The sequence below is a fragment of the Mycobacterium sp. 29Ha genome, from assembly GCF_032883055.1.
In the GTDB taxonomy this organism is placed as follows: domain Bacteria; phylum Actinomycetota; class Actinomycetes; order Mycobacteriales; family Mycobacteriaceae; genus Mycobacterium; species Mycobacterium gallinarum.
In genome coordinates this window covers 454,081-468,682 of sequence record NZ_JAMQTI010000001.1, presented here as the reverse complement: position 1 = coordinate 468,682, position 14,602 = coordinate 454,081, and the positions used below count along the sequence as shown (strand labels likewise).

The following is a 14,602-nucleotide window of genomic DNA, read 5'->3' as shown; positions in this document are numbered from 1 at the left end:
ATGCGCGAACCCGGGGACTGAACATGCCACGATGTGGCATGGCCGGTCCCCGTGGCGCGGCAGCCGGCGAAACGCGACTGCCCAGGCCCACCACCGCTGACGTCGCGCGTCTGGCGAACGTGTCGACTGCCACGGTGAGTTACGTCCTTAACGACGTCGAGGGGCACCGGATTTCCGAGCGGACTCGCGACGCCGTGATCCGCGCCGCCCAGCAGTTGGGCTACCGACCCAACCTGGCCGCCCGCAACTTGGCGCGAGGCAGGAGCGGGGCCGTGCTCTACGTGGTTCCGCGCATCGCCGTCGGCGACATGCCGCTGCAGGCGGGCAGCCGGATGACAGCCGATCTGGCACGGGCAGGGCTGCTCCAGATCCAGATCTTCGAAACCGAAGACGACCGCAACATCGTCGACGCGATCGAGAACATCGATCCCGTCGCCGTCACGAGCCTGTTCCCGTTGCCCGATCGAGTCGTGCGCGCCATGAAGGCGGCGGACATCCCGCACATCGAGATCGGGACGCTGCCCGCACTGGGCAATCCACCAGAGTCTGTGGGCGAGATGCGAATTGACCATCTCGTGTCACGCGGCCACCGGGAGATCGCCTTCGCCCGCGCCGGCGCCAAGAGGTGGCGCGCTCTGGGCGACTACTGGCTGGGCGGCATCCTCTCAGCGGCCACGGCGAGGGAGCTGCCGCCGGTCCGCGTCGCCGACGTCACCCAGGAGAACGTCGTGGAGGTGGTCACCTCGTGGGTGCGCGACGGCGTCACCGCGGTGTGCGCGCAAAGCGATGAGGTCGCGTGCTTGATCCTGTTCGGCGTACGGGAGGCGGGCTTGACGTGCCCCGCCGATCTGGCGGTCATCGGGGTCGACGCCGCGCCCATCGGAGCGCTGAGCTCGCCGCCCTTGACGACGGTCGAGTTCGATCCGACCGCGGTCGCCGACGTGGCCACCGCCGCGTTGCTCGCCGAACTGAACTATCCGTCGTCGCCACCGCCGCAGCCGGCCGACATCACCCGGCTGGTCGTGCGGGCCTCGACCTGATCAGAGGCTGATGTAGACCGCCTTGGTGTTGAAGTACTCCTCGATGCCCTTGCGACCTCGCTCGCCGCCCCAACCCGATTGCTTGTGCCCGCAGATCGGCATCGATGGATCCGCCCCAAGCGCACAGTTGACCCAGACCTGCCCTGCGTGAAGCTCGTTCGCGACTCGGTGGGCACGCCCCAGGTTCTCCGTCCAGATGGCGCCGGCCAGGCCGTACTCCGTGTCGTTCGCGGCGGCCAGAACCTCCTCTTCCTCGTCGAAGGGGATGACGCAGCCGACGGGCCCGAAGATCTCCTCGCGGATGAGCCGCATATCGGGCGTGGTGTTGGTGATGACGGTCGCCTCGTAGAAGTAGCCCTTGCGGTCCAGGTACTTGCCGCCGGTGATGATCTCGGCGCCCTTCGAAACACCCTCTTGCACAATGCCTTCGACACGCTGGCGCTGTTTGTCACTGATCAGCGGTCCGAGTACCGAATCGGGGTCCTCGCTGCCTCCCATCGGCAGCATCTTGGCGAACCCCGCGATTCCCTCGACCACCTGGTCGTAGATGCCGCGTTGAACGTAGATGCGCGAGGTACAGGAACAGTTCTGCCCCGATCCGGCGAGCAGTCCAAGGCTCGCGTTCATGATCGCCTTGTCGAGATTGGCGTCCTCGAACATGATCAGGGGCGACTTTCCACCCAGCTCGAGCGTGAGGCGCTTGAGGTTCCCGGCGGCCGCCTTGACGATCAGCCTGCCGACCTCTGTCGACCCGGTGAACGAGATCTTGTCGACGTCCGGATGCGCGGTGAGCGCCGCACCGGTGGTCTCGCCGTAACCGGTGATGACGTTGAGCACGCCGTCAGGCAGGCCTGCCTCGCGGAAGATCTCCTCCAGCTTCAACGCGGTGAGCGGCGTCTCCTCGGCGGGCTTCAGTACGCAGGAGCACCCGGCCGCCAGCGCGGGCGCGACCTTGAGCATCGCGACGAAGAACGGCCCGTTCCAGGGGATGATGAGGCCACACACCCCGACCGGTTCGAGCTGGGTGAAGTTGTGAAAGCTCTCGTAGTGTCCGAGCAGGCCATCGGATACGACGCTGCTGGACTCGCCGTGGATCTTGCCGACCCAACCTGCGTAGTACAGCAGCATCTCCATCGACACCTTGATGATCTGCTCACCCGCCACCTTGTTCATGCCGTTGTCACGGCCCTCGAGCAAGGCGAGCTCGTCGGTACGTTCCCTGATGATCTCGGCGGCTCGGAAGAGCACCTCCGCGCGTCGCGCGGCGGGCAGCTTGCGCCACACCCCGGATTCGAAGGTCTCGCGGGCCCGGGCGACTGCCGCGTCGACGGCTGCCTGGTCTGAGTCGACGACCTCGAAGATCTGTTCTTCTGTCGAGGGGTTGAACACCGGAATGGTCGTAGTCACTGTCCGTCAAACCTTTCGCCGCGCCCCGGGAACACCGTTGTCCATGCCGTGCTTAAGCGCATAACCAGGCTAGGTTATGCGTCCAGTCGGGTCGATGTCCACTAAGGGGTACGACGGCCGCCTGCGGCCGCGCTGTCGCGACGAAGTCGGCGAGCGGTCCGCGCAGGCCGAAAAGGCGCTCCAACGATCGCCAAGCCGCCGACACTTAAATTCGCACTGAGCCTAGCCCTGCACGCCGCACGCGGAAGCCGGTAGTAATAGCGGAATGACCACCGCGCTGTCTGACGACTTCTGCTGTCGCTGAGCCATTTCCGTTCCATCTCAGCAACAGAAGGTCGCACACAGTGTCGGTGTTTGTAGATATCGCTCCCGACGAGCCGCAGGTCGGCTCGCCGGCTTCCGCGCCGCCCGCAGGCAAGTGGCGCGGCAGGCTCACCCGCGCGGCACTCCCCCTGCTGTCGTTGATCGTCTTCTTCGTCGTGTGGCAGCTGGCGGCGGCCAGTGGCATCTGGAATCAGACGTTTGTGCCCTACCCCAGCACGGTGTGGCAGGCCTTCGTCGACGTGTCGACCACCCACGACGGAGTCCGTGGATACGCCGGCTACCTGTTGTGGGAACACCTCTACATGACGTTGCGCCGGGTGCTCGCCGGTGTCGTCATCGGTGTAGCGCTCGGAGTGCTGCTCGGCCTGATCATGGGCTCGATCGGTTGGGTACGCAGTGTGCTCGAACCCTGGCTGACGTTCCTGCGCGCACTGCCCCCGCTGGCCTACTTCTTCCTTCTCGTCATCTGGCTCGGCATCGACGAGGCACCCAAGATCACGCTACTGGCGCTGGCCGCGCTGCCGCCCGCGGCGGTGGCGACCACCGCAGCCGTCGTCGCGGCACCGGTGGGTCTGCAGGAAGCCGCTCGCGCACTTGGCGCTTCGCGCACCGAGGTCATCCGTGACGTCGTCGTCCCCTCGGCGCTGCCCGAGACGTTCACCGGCATCCGCCTGGCGGTCGGCATGGCCTACTCGTCCGTGGTGGCCGCCGAACTGTTCAACGGCATCCCCGGTGTCGGCGGATTGGTAAAGGACGCAAGCAATTACAACAACACTCCGGTCGTGCTCGTCGGCATCTTCGCCATCGGCATCTCCGGACTAATCATCGACGGTCTGCTCCGTGCCATCGAACGGCGCGCTGTCCCCTGGAGAGGAAAGATATGAGATTGAAAACCGTATTCGCTGCATTGGTTGTTGCCACACTGGCGCTGGCCGGTTGCTCCGTCGACCAGTCGGGACAGCAGGCGGACAAGCCGACAATCCGAATCGGGTATCAGACCTTCCCCAGCGGTGACCTGATCGTGAAGAACAGCCGCTGGCTAGAAGAAGCGCTGCCCGACTACAACATCAAGTGGACGAAGTTCGACTCCGGCGCCGACGTGAACACCGCGTTCATCGCCAAGGAACTCGACTTCGGCGCCCTGGGATCCAGCCCGGTGGCCCGCGGATTGTCGGCGCCACTGAACATCCCGTACAAGGTCGCGTTCGTCCTCGACGTGGCCGGTGACAACGAGGCGCTGGTCGCACGCAACGGCAGCGGTATCGACACCATCGCGCAGCTGAGGGGCAAGCGGGTCGCCACTCCGTTTGCCTCGACGGCGCATTACAGCGTGCTGGCCGCACTCGCCCAGCATGGGCTGTCTCCCAACGATGTTCAGCTGGTCGACCTGCAGCCCCAGGCGATTCTGGCCGCATGGGACCGTGGCGACATCGACGCGGCGTACACATGGCTGCCCACGCTGGACGATCTGCGCAAGAGCGGTAAGGACCTCATCACCAGCCGCCAACTGGCGAAGGACGGGAAGCCGACGCTGGATCTGGGTGTGGTGTCCGACGAATTCGCCGCTGCACATCCGGAGGTCGTCGACACCTGGCGCCAGCAGGAGGCACGCGCACTGACGTTGATTCACGATGATCCCGCCGCAGCCGCCAAGGCCGTCGCCGCCGAGATCGGATTGTCGCCCGAGGAGACCGAGGGTCAGATCAAGCAGGGAGTGTTCCTCACGCCTGAGGAGGTCGCCTCTGCTGAGTGGCTTGGTGGCGAAGGCAAGCCGGGTAACCTCGCGAACAACCTGCAGAGCGCATCGCAGTTCCTGGCTGATCAGAAGCAGATTCCGTCGGCGGCACCGCTGCAGACGTTCCAGGATGCGATTTACACCAAGGGTTTGCCCGGTGTCCTCAGTCAGTGATCTGAAAGACGTTGTCCGACAGAACAACAACGCGGCCATCCGGATAGCCGGAGTGTCGCATCGCTACGGCAGTGGGCGCAACGCGGTCACCGCGCTGGGTCCGGTCGACCTCAGCATCGACCCCGGATCGTTCCTGGTGCTGGTCGGCGCGTCGGGCTGCGGAAAGAGCACGCTGTTGCGGCTGCTGGCCGGCTTCGAGTCGCCCAGCGAAGGGCAGGTGCAGGTATCGGGCACACCACCGACACCGGGGGTGACGGCCGGTGTGGTGTTTCAGCAGCCGCGACTGTTCCCCTGGCGCACGGTCTGCGGAAACATCGACCTGGCACTCAAGTACGCGAAAGTGCCTCGCGAACGCCGGGCCGCTCGCCGCGACCAACTGCTGTCGCGAGTGGGTCTGGAAGGGACTACCGACCGCAAGATCTGGGAGATCAGCGGTGGCCAACAGCAGCGCGTCGCGATCGCCCGCGCACTGGCGGCCGAGACCCCGCTGTTCCTGCTCGACGAGCCGTTCGCGGCGCTCGACGCGCTCACCCGGGAGCGACTGCAGGAAGATGTCCGCCAGGTCAGCGCGGAATCGGGCCGCACCACCGTGTTCGTAACGCACAGTGCCGACGAGGCCGCCTTCCTCGGTTCACGCATCGTGGTGCTCACGCGCCGCCCGGGACAAGTGGCCTTGGACCTTCCAGTCGACCTTCCCCGCACGGGCGTCGACGTCGACGAACTCCGCCGCTCACCCGAGTACACGGCGATTCGCACCGAGGTAGGCCGCGCGGTCAAGGCCGCGGCCGCGTAATAAGACTCACGCTGACTTCAGATGTGGTGACCCATCGCGTATCGGCCTAGCGTCCAATAACCCTATCGACTCATCGAAGGATGGCACCATGTCCGAAATAACAGCTGCGCCAGATTCTTTGAGAGATGATCCGCCGGCACCGGCACGCCAGCTGCGCGGCAATCTCGGGGTGGCGTCCATCGTCTTCCTGGTGGTGGCCGCGGCCGCGCCGCTGGGCGTGATCGGCGGCGTCGTTCCATTGGGCCTCGCCTCGGGCAACGGAGCCGGCTTCCCTGCGACGTTCATCATCTCGACGATCATCCTGCTGCTGTTCGCGGTCGGATTCACGGCGATGACGCCGTTCGTCGACGAGGCCGGAGCGTTCTTCTCTTATGTCCGAAAGTCATTGGGGATGCCCGCAGGTATCGGCATCGCCTTCGTCGCGATCGTCAGCTACGTGGCGCTGGAGGCCGGTGTCTACGGTCTGCTGGGACCCGCAGGCGCCGCCGTCGTCGAACTCGTCGGCGGGCCCGCACTGCCGTGGTGGCTGTTCGCTGCGCTCGCCTTCGCCGTAGTGACGTTCCTCGGGTACCGCAACATCGAACTGTCCAGCAAGGTGCTCGGGGTGCTGCTGACCGCCGAGATCGCGATTGTCGTGGTTCTCGATCTCGTCATCGTCGCCCGCGGCGGTGACCAAGGTTTGTCGACGGGGATCATCGATCCGAGTGCCATCGTCTCCGGATCCCTGGGCATCGGACTGCTTTTCGCGATCATCAGCTATGTCGGCTTCGAGGCGACGGCGATCTATCGCGACGAGGCCCGCACACCCGAACGCACCATCCCGCGGGCCACCTACGTCGCATTGATCCTGATCGGCGTCTTCTACGCGGTCACCAGCTGGGCACTGATCTCGGGCTGGGGTGACGCGGCGGCGGTGGCACGCGCCACCGATTCGGGAGGCACTTTCCTGGGTGACACCGCGTCGCGCTACATCGGCATCGTGGGTGCCGACATAATCACCGTGCTCTACTTCACCAGCCTGTTCGCCTGCATCCTCGCGTTCCACACGATCGCATCGCGCTACCTTTTCGCCCTGTCGCAGCGCGACGTCTTACCGGAGTCGCTGAGCCGCCCGCATGTCAAACACGGCTCGCCGCACAAGGCGTCGCTGTGGATTTCCGGCGTCGTCGCGGTCAGCGTCGCACTCGCCGTGGTGTTCCAGCTCGACCCTGCCGCGCAGTTCTACACCTGGTTCGCCGGTGCGACGACCGTCGGTGTCATCGTGCTGCTGATCGCGACCAGCGTTGCGGTCCTGGTCTTCTTCGGGAAGGACCGCCGTGGGCACTCGCAGTGGCGGGTGCGCATCGCCCCGGCGCTCGGGCTGGTCGGGTTGGTCGGATCGTTGGTGCTCATCCTCGCCAATCTAGACACCCTCGTCGGCGGCTCCAGCCTGCTGGCCTGGGTCATCGTCGGCTTGCTCGTCGCGGCGTTCGCGGCGGGCGCCGTCGTCGGAACGAGGGTGCGCTACAGCACCGTCGCACAGTCATGACGAAGACGGTGGATGCGCCGGCGTTCCCGCGCACGACTTCGGCGAAGGAGCGCGAACTGCGCCATGCCCTCGGCGACGGCTCACTCCACGAGATCGAGGTGGCGTGGAGTGATCCGTTCGGCCATGCGCAGGGCAAACGGATTCCGGCGTCGCAGTTCCTCAACCGCTGCACTGGGCAGTGGATTCGCCTTCTGCGAAGCGTCTTTGGGCTGGAACACCGAGGGTGCAGTCGTCGACTCACTCGATCTCACGAACTGGATCGGCGGCTACCCCGACGTGTTCGCGGTGCCCGACCTCGCGACCTACCGGCCCCTGCCGTGGCGCCCGCGAGTAGGTCACGTGATCTCCGACATCGTCTCCCACGACCGCAGTCCGTCGCTGCTCGACCCTCGCGCAGTCCTACGGAAAGTCCTGGCGCGGCTCGGATCGCTGGGCTACACCGCGAAGATCGGCGTGGAGTTCGAGCTGTACCTGCTCAACACCGACGGATCACCGTTCCAGGACGACATCCACGCCTACTCGTTGGAAAACGCCAACGCACTCGATCCGCTACTCACCGATCTCTACGAGACGCTGAGTGTCTTCACCCGCCTGGAGGGCATCCAAACCGAGTACGGCCCAGGCCAGATCGAGACCAACCTGGTCTACACCGATGCGCTGGAAGCCGCGGACGATGCTGTTCGGCTCAAGTATGCCGCCAAGGAGGTGGCCCGAAAGCACGGCAAGCTCGCCACTTTCATGCCCAAGCCGTTCACCGAGCGCTCCGGCAGCAGCCAGCATCTGCACATCTCGCTGTGGCGCGACGGCGAACCGGCCTTCGCTCCAAACGACGGCGCCGAGAGCCAGACCGCCCTGCACGCGATCGCGGGTCTGCTCGAGCATCTTCCGTCGATCACCTTGTTCGGGGCGCATTCGGTCAACGCATACCGGCGCTTCGTACCCGACTCGTTCGCACCGGCCACCGTGACATGGAGCCGCGACAACCGCAGCGCCGCGGTGCGCTCACTGGTGGAAACCAACCCGTCGGCCACCCGTATCGAACTGCGCAGCGGCGCGTCGGACGCCAACCCGTACTGGCTGATCGCCTCGGCGCTGGCTGCGGTGATCGCGGGACTGGAAGCGAAGTCCAATCCCCCGCCGGCCGAGGGCGGCAACCTGTACATCAAAGGTGTTCCGCTGCCCGAATCACTCGGTGTGGCACTGGAACTCGCGACCCGCGACGACACCATCGCAGACATCCTCGGCGCCGATTCGGTACGCGACTTCGCGGCACTGGCCCGCAGCGAATGGGTGGAGTACTCGAATGAGGTCAGCGACTGGGAACGCGAGCGCTACCTGACCCGCTCGTGAGCACACCACCTACCAATGTCGCCGGCCTTCCGGCTCCGCCTGCCAATGTCGCCGGCCTTCCGGCTCCGCGTTCCAATGTCGCCGGCCTTCCGGCTCCGCGTTTCGGGGTGTGGGCGCCCGTCTACGGCAACCACGGTGCCCGCCTGCACCCCCATGACCCGCCCGACGCGAGCTACCGCCGCACCCGCGATCTGCTGCTGCGCGCCGAATCGGCCGGGTTCGACTCCACTTTGCTGGCGCAGCACGTCATCCACCCGAGCAACACCGAGGACGACGTCCTCGAAACGTGGTCCACGATCGCGGCACTTGCCGAGGCGACGTCACGCATCGAGTTGATCGGTGCGGTCAAACCGCTGTTGTTCAACCCGTTGGTCTTCGCGAAGATCGCCGCCAACGTCGCCGACATCGCGGACGGTCGCCTGTCGGTCAACCTCGTCACCGGATGGTTTCTGCCCGAGCTCGAAGGCCTGGGGCTCGATCCGCTGGAACACGATGACAGGTACGCATATTCGCACGAGTGGCTGGCAAGCGTCATCGAATTATGGGCAGGTAAGCACGTCGCGATCGGCGACCGTGGCGGTCACCCCGCCGTGATCCGCCCCGCGCCGGCCGACCCGCCACCGCTATACGTCGGCGGAGAATCCGAACCGGGCCGGGAGCTGGCCGCCGAACACGCGGACGTGTTCTTTATCAACGGCCGTCCGCTTCTCGAGACCATAGACGTCGTCGAGGACCTGCGCAGCCGGCCGCGCCACGGTGCACCGCTGCGATTCGGCCTGTCCGCCTTTGTGATCGCGCGGGAGACCGAGGAGGAGGCGATCGCAGAGCTGGACTATCTTCATTCGCTCGACGATGCCGAGACCCGCCCTGAGATCTCCGGCGGCACCGACCCGAAGACCCAGATGTACAAGGTCCTTTCCGGCACCAAGCGCATCGGCTCGAACGGCGGGACGCTGGCCGGCCTGGTCGGTTCCTACGACCAGGTGATCGAGCGCATCGACGTGTTCCACGACGCCGGCATCGAGCTGTTCATGCTCCAGTTCCAGCCCATCGAGTCGGAACTGGACCGGTTCGCGGACAAGATCATTCCCCACTTCCGATAAACATGGAGCTGCTTTGACCGTCACCCGCGAACCCGTCGCACCGCGCACGCCGTTCTCTACCCAGCCACTCGGCGGCTCGGTCGACGAACGGTTGGCCCGACTCACGGATGTCGTCGCCACGTTGCGGCGCGAAGACCCGGCCGCCGAACGCGAGCGGGTGCTGCAGTACGCCGCCGTCGAAGCGATCCGGCGGACGGGCGTGCTCGCACTACGGGTGCCGACCGAGTTCGGCGGCCCCGGTGGCACGGTGCGCGACGTACTGACCGCGGTGATTCAGATCGGCCGCGGCAGTTCCAATGTCGCCCAGGCGCTGCGGGCGCATTTCGGCTTCTCCGAACGTCTGCTGAGTAACCGCGCGGTACCCGGTGAGCGCAGCGAGTGGTTTCCGCGCGTGAACGCGGGGCTCGTCGTCGGCAACGCGATCACCGACGCCGCGGGCAGGGCGCCGTCGAGCGCCGACACCAAGGTGTTGCCCGACACCTCGGGGGTGCTGCGGCTCAACGGCTACAAGTTCTACTCCACCGGCACGTTGTTCGCCGATGTGATCGCGGTATCGGCCCTGGACGCCGACGGCCGCGATGTGCAGGTGATCGTCCCGGCGGACCGCACGGGGGTCGACTTGTTCGACGATTGGGACGGATTCGGCCAGCGCACCACCGCCAGCGGCGGAACGCGGTTCACCGAGGTCGAGGTTCGGCCCAACGAGGTCGTCACCGTATCCGAGGGCACCACGCTGGGACACGGGACCGCGTTCCTGCAGCTGTACTTGGCGTCGGTGGCGGTCGGTATCGCCTACGCCGTCTTCGACGACGCGGTCGACTACGTCCGCACAAAGGCGCGTCCGGCGTCACATTCGGTGGCTGACAGCGCGGCGACGGATCCCTTTGTCCTGCAGGCTGTCGGGGACATCTCGGCGTCCGCATCGTCGGCCGAAGCCATCGTGTTGGCGGCAGCTGATTCGATCGACCGGCTCGTCGGTCACGGTTTGGAGCACGACCAGCACGCGGTCACCGACGTCGCCGTCACGGTCGCCAAGGCGCAGTTGGTGGCCGAAAAGCTGACCATCTCGGCCGCGGAGCGGCTGTTCGACACCGGCGGCGCGTCAGCCACCGCCCGCGCGCTGAACCTGGACCGGCACTGGCGCAACGCCCGCACCGTCGCCACGCACAGCCCGTTGGCGTACAAGGCGTATGCGGCGGGCAACTACGCGGTCAACGGCGTGAGCCCACCTGCGAACGGCTACTTCTGAGCTGGGCGGAGCAGCCGGATCAGGCCGATGTCAGCGACTCGTCCTCGTCAGCTTTGTCGGCGGCGGGAAGGTCGGTACCGCCGGGCAGCGCCGGAACCCGCGTCGCACGCACGTACACGGTGTCCCCCTCCTTGAGGCCGAGCGCCTCAGCGTCACCACGCGTGATCTGCGCCGTGAACGGGGTCTTGTCCGCGGCGCTGGTCAGCTCTACGCGGACCTCGAAGCCCAACATGACGATTCGGTCGATGGTGGCTCGCAGCACTCCAGTGGTCTGAACAGAATCGTCGGAGTTCGCGATCGCCATATCGGGATTGCGGCCGACGCGAATGTCGTGCGGCCGGACCAGGCTGCCGTTGAGGGATGAGACCGCTCCGAGGAACGACATCACGAATGCGTTGGCCGGCTTGTCGTAGACATCGGTTGGCGAACCGACCTGTTCGATGCGGCCCTTGTTGAGCACCGCGATCCGGTCGGCGACGTCGAGCGCCTCCGCCTGATCGTGCGTCACCAGCACAGTGGTGACGTGTACTTCGTCGTGCAGTCGTCGCAGCCACGCCCGCAAGTCTTCGCGGACCTTGGCGTCCAAGGCGCCGAACGGCTCGTCCAGCAACAGCACCTGCGGGTCGACGGCGAGTGCCCGGGCCAGCGCCATACGCTGGCGCTGCCCACCGGAGAGCTGGTTGGGGTAGCGAGTTTGAAAACCGGCGAGCCCAACGACTTCAAGGAGGTTGTCGACCTTCTCGGCGATCTCCGCCTTCGACTTCTTTCGGATCTTCAAGCCGAAGGCGACGTTGTCGCGGACGGACAGATGCTTGAACGCCGCGTAGTGCTGGAAGACGAAGCCGATGCCGCGGCGCTGCGGCGGGACGCCGGTGACGTCCTCGCCATTGATGGTGATGGTCCCGGTATCTGGCTGGTCGAGTCCCGCGATCGCGCGCAGCAGCGTTGATTTGCCCGAACCGCTGGGGCCGAGCAGCGCGGTCAGCGAACCCGCGGGAACGTCGAAGTCGATGTTGTCCAGAGCTGCGAAGTCGCCGTAGCGCTTGTTCGCGTTCCGTACGGTGATCGCGTTCGTCATATCAGGGCTCCTCAAGCCTATTTGCTTGTATTTTCGCGGCGGGCGTCGAGAATCACTTGGGCGATCAGGACGACGACGGCCACCGCCATGAGCAGTGTGGAGATCGCGTACGCCCCGTACTCCGCACCGCGTGCATGACGGTCGGATACCAGCAGCGTCAGGGTCTGGGAGATACCGGGCAGGTTCGACGACACCATGATCACCGCGCCGTATTCGCCGAGCGTGCGCGCGACGGTCAAGACGACGCCGTACATGAGGCCCCATTTGATCGAGGGCAGCGTGATCCGCCAGAACGTCTGCCACCCACTGGAACCCAGTGTCGACGCGGCTTCCTCCTGGTCAGTACCCAACTCGTGCAGCACCGGTTCGACCTCACGGATGACATACGGGATCGTCACGAAAATACTGGCGAGCACGATCCCGGCGAAGCCGAAAATGATCTTGATACCGAAGTCGTTCTCGAGAAAGCCGAACACACCGGTCGAGCCCCACAGCAGGATGAGCGCCACGCCGACCACCACGGGTGACACCGCGAACGGCAGATCGATGACCGCTTGCAACACGCTCTTGCCGCGGAACTTGTTGCGCGCCAACACCAGCGCGGTCGGCACCCCGAAGACGACGTTGAGCGGCACCACGATCGCGACCACGATCAAAGACAGTTGCAGTGCCGAAATGGCAGCCGGAGTGGTGATCGACTCGAAGAAGGCGCCGACTCCGGGCTCGAACGTCCGCCAGAGGATCAGTCCGACCGGCACGACGAGCAGGACCAAGACATACCCGAGCGCCAGGAATCGGAGCAGGTACCGCGTGGTGCGGGACAGGATCATGCGGCCAGCTCCTCCCGCTTCGCCGCCCGCGATCCGATGGTGCGAAGAATGAACAGGACGACGAACGAAATGACCAGCAGCACAATGGATACCGCTGCGGCGCCGGTCCGATCGTCGAACTCGATGAGTTGGCGGATGTACTGGGAAGAGACCTCTGTCTCGCCCGGAACCGCACCGCCGATGAGCACGACGGAACCGTACTCGCCGATCGCGCGGGAGAAAGCCAGGCCCGCTCCTGACAGCAGCGACGGCAGCAGCGCGGGCAGGATCACCAGCCGGAAGATGGTGAAGTTGTCGGCACCCAACGACGCCGCCGCCTCCTCGACCTCCCGGTCCAGTTCCAGCAGCACCGGTTGCACCGAACGAACGACGAACGGCAACGTGACGAACGCCAGCGCGATGCCGATGCCCCAGATGGTCTGCTGGAGCGAGATGCCAACCGGACTGTTGGGGCCGTACAGGGCCAACATCACGAGGCTGGCGACGATGGTCGGCAGCGCGAACGGCAGGTCGATGATCGCGTCGACGTAGCGCTTTCCGGGAAAGTCGTCGCGTGTCAGCACCCACGCGACGATCAATCCGAAGAACAGGTTGACGACCGCGACCGCCAGCGACACCGTCAACGTGACACGGAACGACTCGAGCGCGCCGTTGGAGGTGATCGCCTGCCAGAACGCGGCCCAGCCGCCGCCTGCCGATTGCCACACGATCGCGGCGAGCGGCAGCAGCACAATGACCGACAGCCATGTCGTCGCGACGCCGACGCGCAGCCGCGTGCTGCCGTAGCGGCTCCTGAAGAAGCCGCGAGGCGGCCCGGCTCCACCACTCCCGGTGGATTTCGGCCGGGTCGCCTCGTCGTCAAGAGCAGCTGTCATCCGGTGGCCTGTTTGTAGATCTTGGTGATCGATCCATTGTCCTTGTCGAACAGCGCGGGGTCGACCTCACTCCAGCCGCCCAGATCCGCGATCGTCCACAGCTTCTCCGGAGTCGGGAAGTCGGTCGAGAATTCCTCGGCGACCGCGGGGTCAACCGGCCGGAAGCCGGCCTGGGCCCAGATCTTCTGGCCCTCAGGGGTGTAGAGGAAGTTCTTCAGCGCGTTGGCCTGCTCCTGATGCGCGCTGGACGTAACCACCGCGACCGGGTTCTCGATCTTGAAGGTCTGCGGCGGGTTGACGTGCTCGACCGGCTTACCCTGGCGCTCGATGTTGATCGCCTCGTTCTCATAGCTCAGTAGCACATCACCCGTGCCCTGCAGGAACAGGTCGGTCGCCTCCCTACCCGACGACGGCCGCGTCCGGATGTGCTCGGTGACCAACTTGTTGACGAAGTCGAGCCCCGCCTGCTGATCCTGGCCGCCGTTGCTCTTGGCGGCGTACGGCGCCAGCAGGTTCCACTTGGCAGACCCCGAACTCAGCGGGCTCGGGCTGACGACCTCGAGCCCCGGCTGCAGCAGGTCATCCCAGTCCTTGATGTTCCTCGGGTTGCCCTTGCGCACGACCAGCGAGACAACCGAACCGAACGGGATGCCCTGGGTGGCGTCGGCATTCCAGTCCTTGGCCACCTTGTCGGCCTTGACCAGACGGGTGATGTCGGGTTCGACCGAGAAGTTGACCAGGTCCGCCGGCTTGCCGTCGACGACGGCACGCGACTGGTCGCCCGAGGCGCCGTAGGACGTGGTGACCGCGACCCCCTTGCCTTCTTCGGTCGCCGCGAACGCGGGGATGATCTTGCTCCAGCCCGGTTCGGGCACGGCGTAGGCGACCACCGTCAGGGTGGTGTCGGCGGCCCCTTGCTCACCGTCGCCGCCCGCGACGTCGCTGGATCCCCCGCCGCACGCGGCGAGCAGTGCCGCGGATGCCGCCGCGACGGCGGCGGTGCGCCACGTCTTACGAATGTTGACCATGATGACCTTTCGTTGCGGGAGTTACGTGGTGATCCCGTCACGACAGCAAGGTTATGCATCAGTATGTCGGCACTGTTCAGCCGCTACC

13 protein-coding genes are annotated in these 14,602 nt (G+C 65.8%); 8 read left to right on the top strand and 5 right to left on the bottom strand.

Annotation, left to right across the window (positions count from 1 at the left end):
* Positions 1-38: 38 nt before the first annotated feature.
* Positions 39-1,040 (top strand): LacI family DNA-binding transcriptional regulator, encoded by a 1,002-nt coding sequence (locus M1248_RS02295; protein ID WP_317147421.1) that lies wholly within the window; start codon positions 39-41, stop codon positions 1,038-1,040.
* Here M1248_RS02295 and M1248_RS02290 read toward each other — a convergent pair whose 3' ends face one another.
* On the bottom strand, positions 1,041-2,447 hold the full coding sequence (locus tag M1248_RS02290; protein ID WP_163729622.1) for an aldehyde dehydrogenase family protein: 1,407 nt from the start codon (positions 2,445-2,447) through the stop codon (positions 1,041-1,043).
* A 344-nt stretch (positions 2,448-2,791) separates the two neighbouring features.
* Here M1248_RS02290 and M1248_RS02285 point away from each other — a divergent pair, with 344 nt between their 5' ends.
* From M1248_RS02285 to M1248_RS02255, 7 genes are all read left to right on the top strand, one after another.
* Positions 2,792-3,655, top strand: a complete 864-nt coding sequence (locus tag M1248_RS02285; protein WP_317147420.1) for an ABC transporter permease — start codon at positions 2,792-2,794, stop codon at positions 3,653-3,655.
* On the top strand, positions 3,652-4,680 hold the full coding sequence (locus M1248_RS02280; protein ID WP_317147419.1) for a glycine betaine ABC transporter substrate-binding protein: 1,029 nt from the start codon (positions 3,652-3,654) through the stop codon (positions 4,678-4,680). The genes M1248_RS02285 and M1248_RS02280 overlap by 4 nt, the downstream gene beginning before the upstream one ends.
* Positions 4,664-5,473, top strand: coding sequence for an ABC transporter ATP-binding protein (locus M1248_RS02275; protein ID WP_317147418.1), 810 nt, complete (start codon positions 4,664-4,666; stop codon positions 5,471-5,473). Before M1248_RS02280 ends, M1248_RS02275 begins: the two co-directional genes overlap by 17 nt.
* Before the next feature lie 88 nt (positions 5,474-5,561).
* The gene (locus M1248_RS02270; protein ID WP_317147417.1) at positions 5,562-7,001 is read left to right on the top strand and encodes an APC family permease; all 1,440 of its coding nucleotides are present in this window, start codon (positions 5,562-5,564) and stop codon (positions 6,999-7,001) included.
* A 108-nt stretch (positions 7,002-7,109) separates the two neighbouring features.
* Positions 7,110-8,351 carry a glutamine synthetase family protein gene (locus tag M1248_RS02265; RefSeq protein ID WP_317147416.1) on the top strand — a complete coding sequence of 414 codons (1,242 nt, stop codon included), beginning with the start codon at positions 7,110-7,112 and terminating at the stop codon, positions 8,349-8,351.
* Entirely contained in the window at positions 8,348-9,454 is a 1,107-nt protein-coding gene (locus tag M1248_RS02260) for an LLM class flavin-dependent oxidoreductase (protein WP_317147415.1), read from the top strand. Before M1248_RS02265 ends, M1248_RS02260 begins: the two co-directional genes overlap by 4 nt.
* A gap of 13 nt (positions 9,455-9,467) precedes the next feature.
* Positions 9,468-10,703, top strand: a complete 1,236-nt coding sequence (locus tag M1248_RS02255; RefSeq protein WP_163729642.1) for an acyl-CoA dehydrogenase family protein — start codon at positions 9,468-9,470, stop codon at positions 10,701-10,703.
* Between the two features lie 19 nt (positions 10,704-10,722).
* Here M1248_RS02255 and M1248_RS02250 read toward each other — a convergent pair whose 3' ends face one another.
* The 4 genes from M1248_RS02250 to M1248_RS02235 are packed head-to-tail and all read right to left on the bottom strand — an operon-like array spanning position 10,723 to position 14,514.
* Positions 10,723-11,781 (bottom strand): sulfate/molybdate ABC transporter ATP-binding protein, encoded by a 1,059-nt coding sequence (locus tag M1248_RS02250; protein WP_163729644.1) that lies wholly within the window; start codon positions 11,779-11,781, stop codon positions 10,723-10,725.
* A gap of 17 nt (positions 11,782-11,798) precedes the next feature.
* A complete protein-coding gene (gene cysW / locus M1248_RS02245) occupies positions 11,799-12,611 on the bottom strand; it encodes a sulfate ABC transporter permease subunit CysW (RefSeq protein WP_163729646.1) in 813 nt (270 codons plus the stop codon).
* Entirely contained in the window at positions 12,608-13,486 is an 879-nt protein-coding gene (gene cysT / locus M1248_RS02240) for a sulfate ABC transporter permease subunit CysT (protein WP_163729648.1), read from the bottom strand. The genes cysW and cysT overlap by 4 nt, the downstream gene beginning before the upstream one ends.
* Positions 13,483-14,514 (bottom strand): sulfate ABC transporter substrate-binding protein, encoded by a 1,032-nt coding sequence (locus tag M1248_RS02235; protein ID WP_163729650.1) that lies wholly within the window; start codon positions 14,512-14,514, stop codon positions 13,483-13,485. Before M1248_RS02235 ends, cysT begins: the two co-directional genes overlap by 4 nt.
* Positions 14,515-14,602 lie beyond the last annotated feature (88 nt).

What these genes read in the sequence shown, in the direction of transcription:
- M1248_RS02250 (WP_163729644.1), bottom strand. Translation starts at nt 11,781, where the DNA reads ATGACGAACGCGATCACCGTACGGAACGCGAACAAGCGCTACGGCGAC.
- M1248_RS02280 (WP_317147419.1), top strand. Translation starts at nt 3,652, where the DNA reads ATGAGATTGAAAACCGTATTCGCTGCATTGGTTGTTGCCACACTGGCG.
- cysT (WP_163729648.1), bottom strand. Translation starts at nt 13,486, where the DNA reads ATGACAGCTGCTCTTGACGACGAGGCGACCCGGCCGAAATCCACCGGG.
- cysW (WP_163729646.1), bottom strand. Translation starts at nt 12,611, where the DNA reads ATGATCCTGTCCCGCACCACGCGGTACCTGCTCCGATTCCTGGCGCTC.
- M1248_RS02270 (WP_317147417.1), top strand. Translation starts at nt 5,562, where the DNA reads ATGTCCGAAATAACAGCTGCGCCAGATTCTTTGAGAGATGATCCGCCG.
- M1248_RS02295 (WP_317147421.1), top strand. Translation starts at nt 39, where the DNA reads ATGGCCGGTCCCCGTGGCGCGGCAGCCGGCGAAACGCGACTGCCCAGG.
- M1248_RS02235 (WP_163729650.1), bottom strand. Translation starts at nt 14,514, where the DNA reads ATGGTCAACATTCGTAAGACGTGGCGCACCGCCGCCGTCGCGGCGGCA.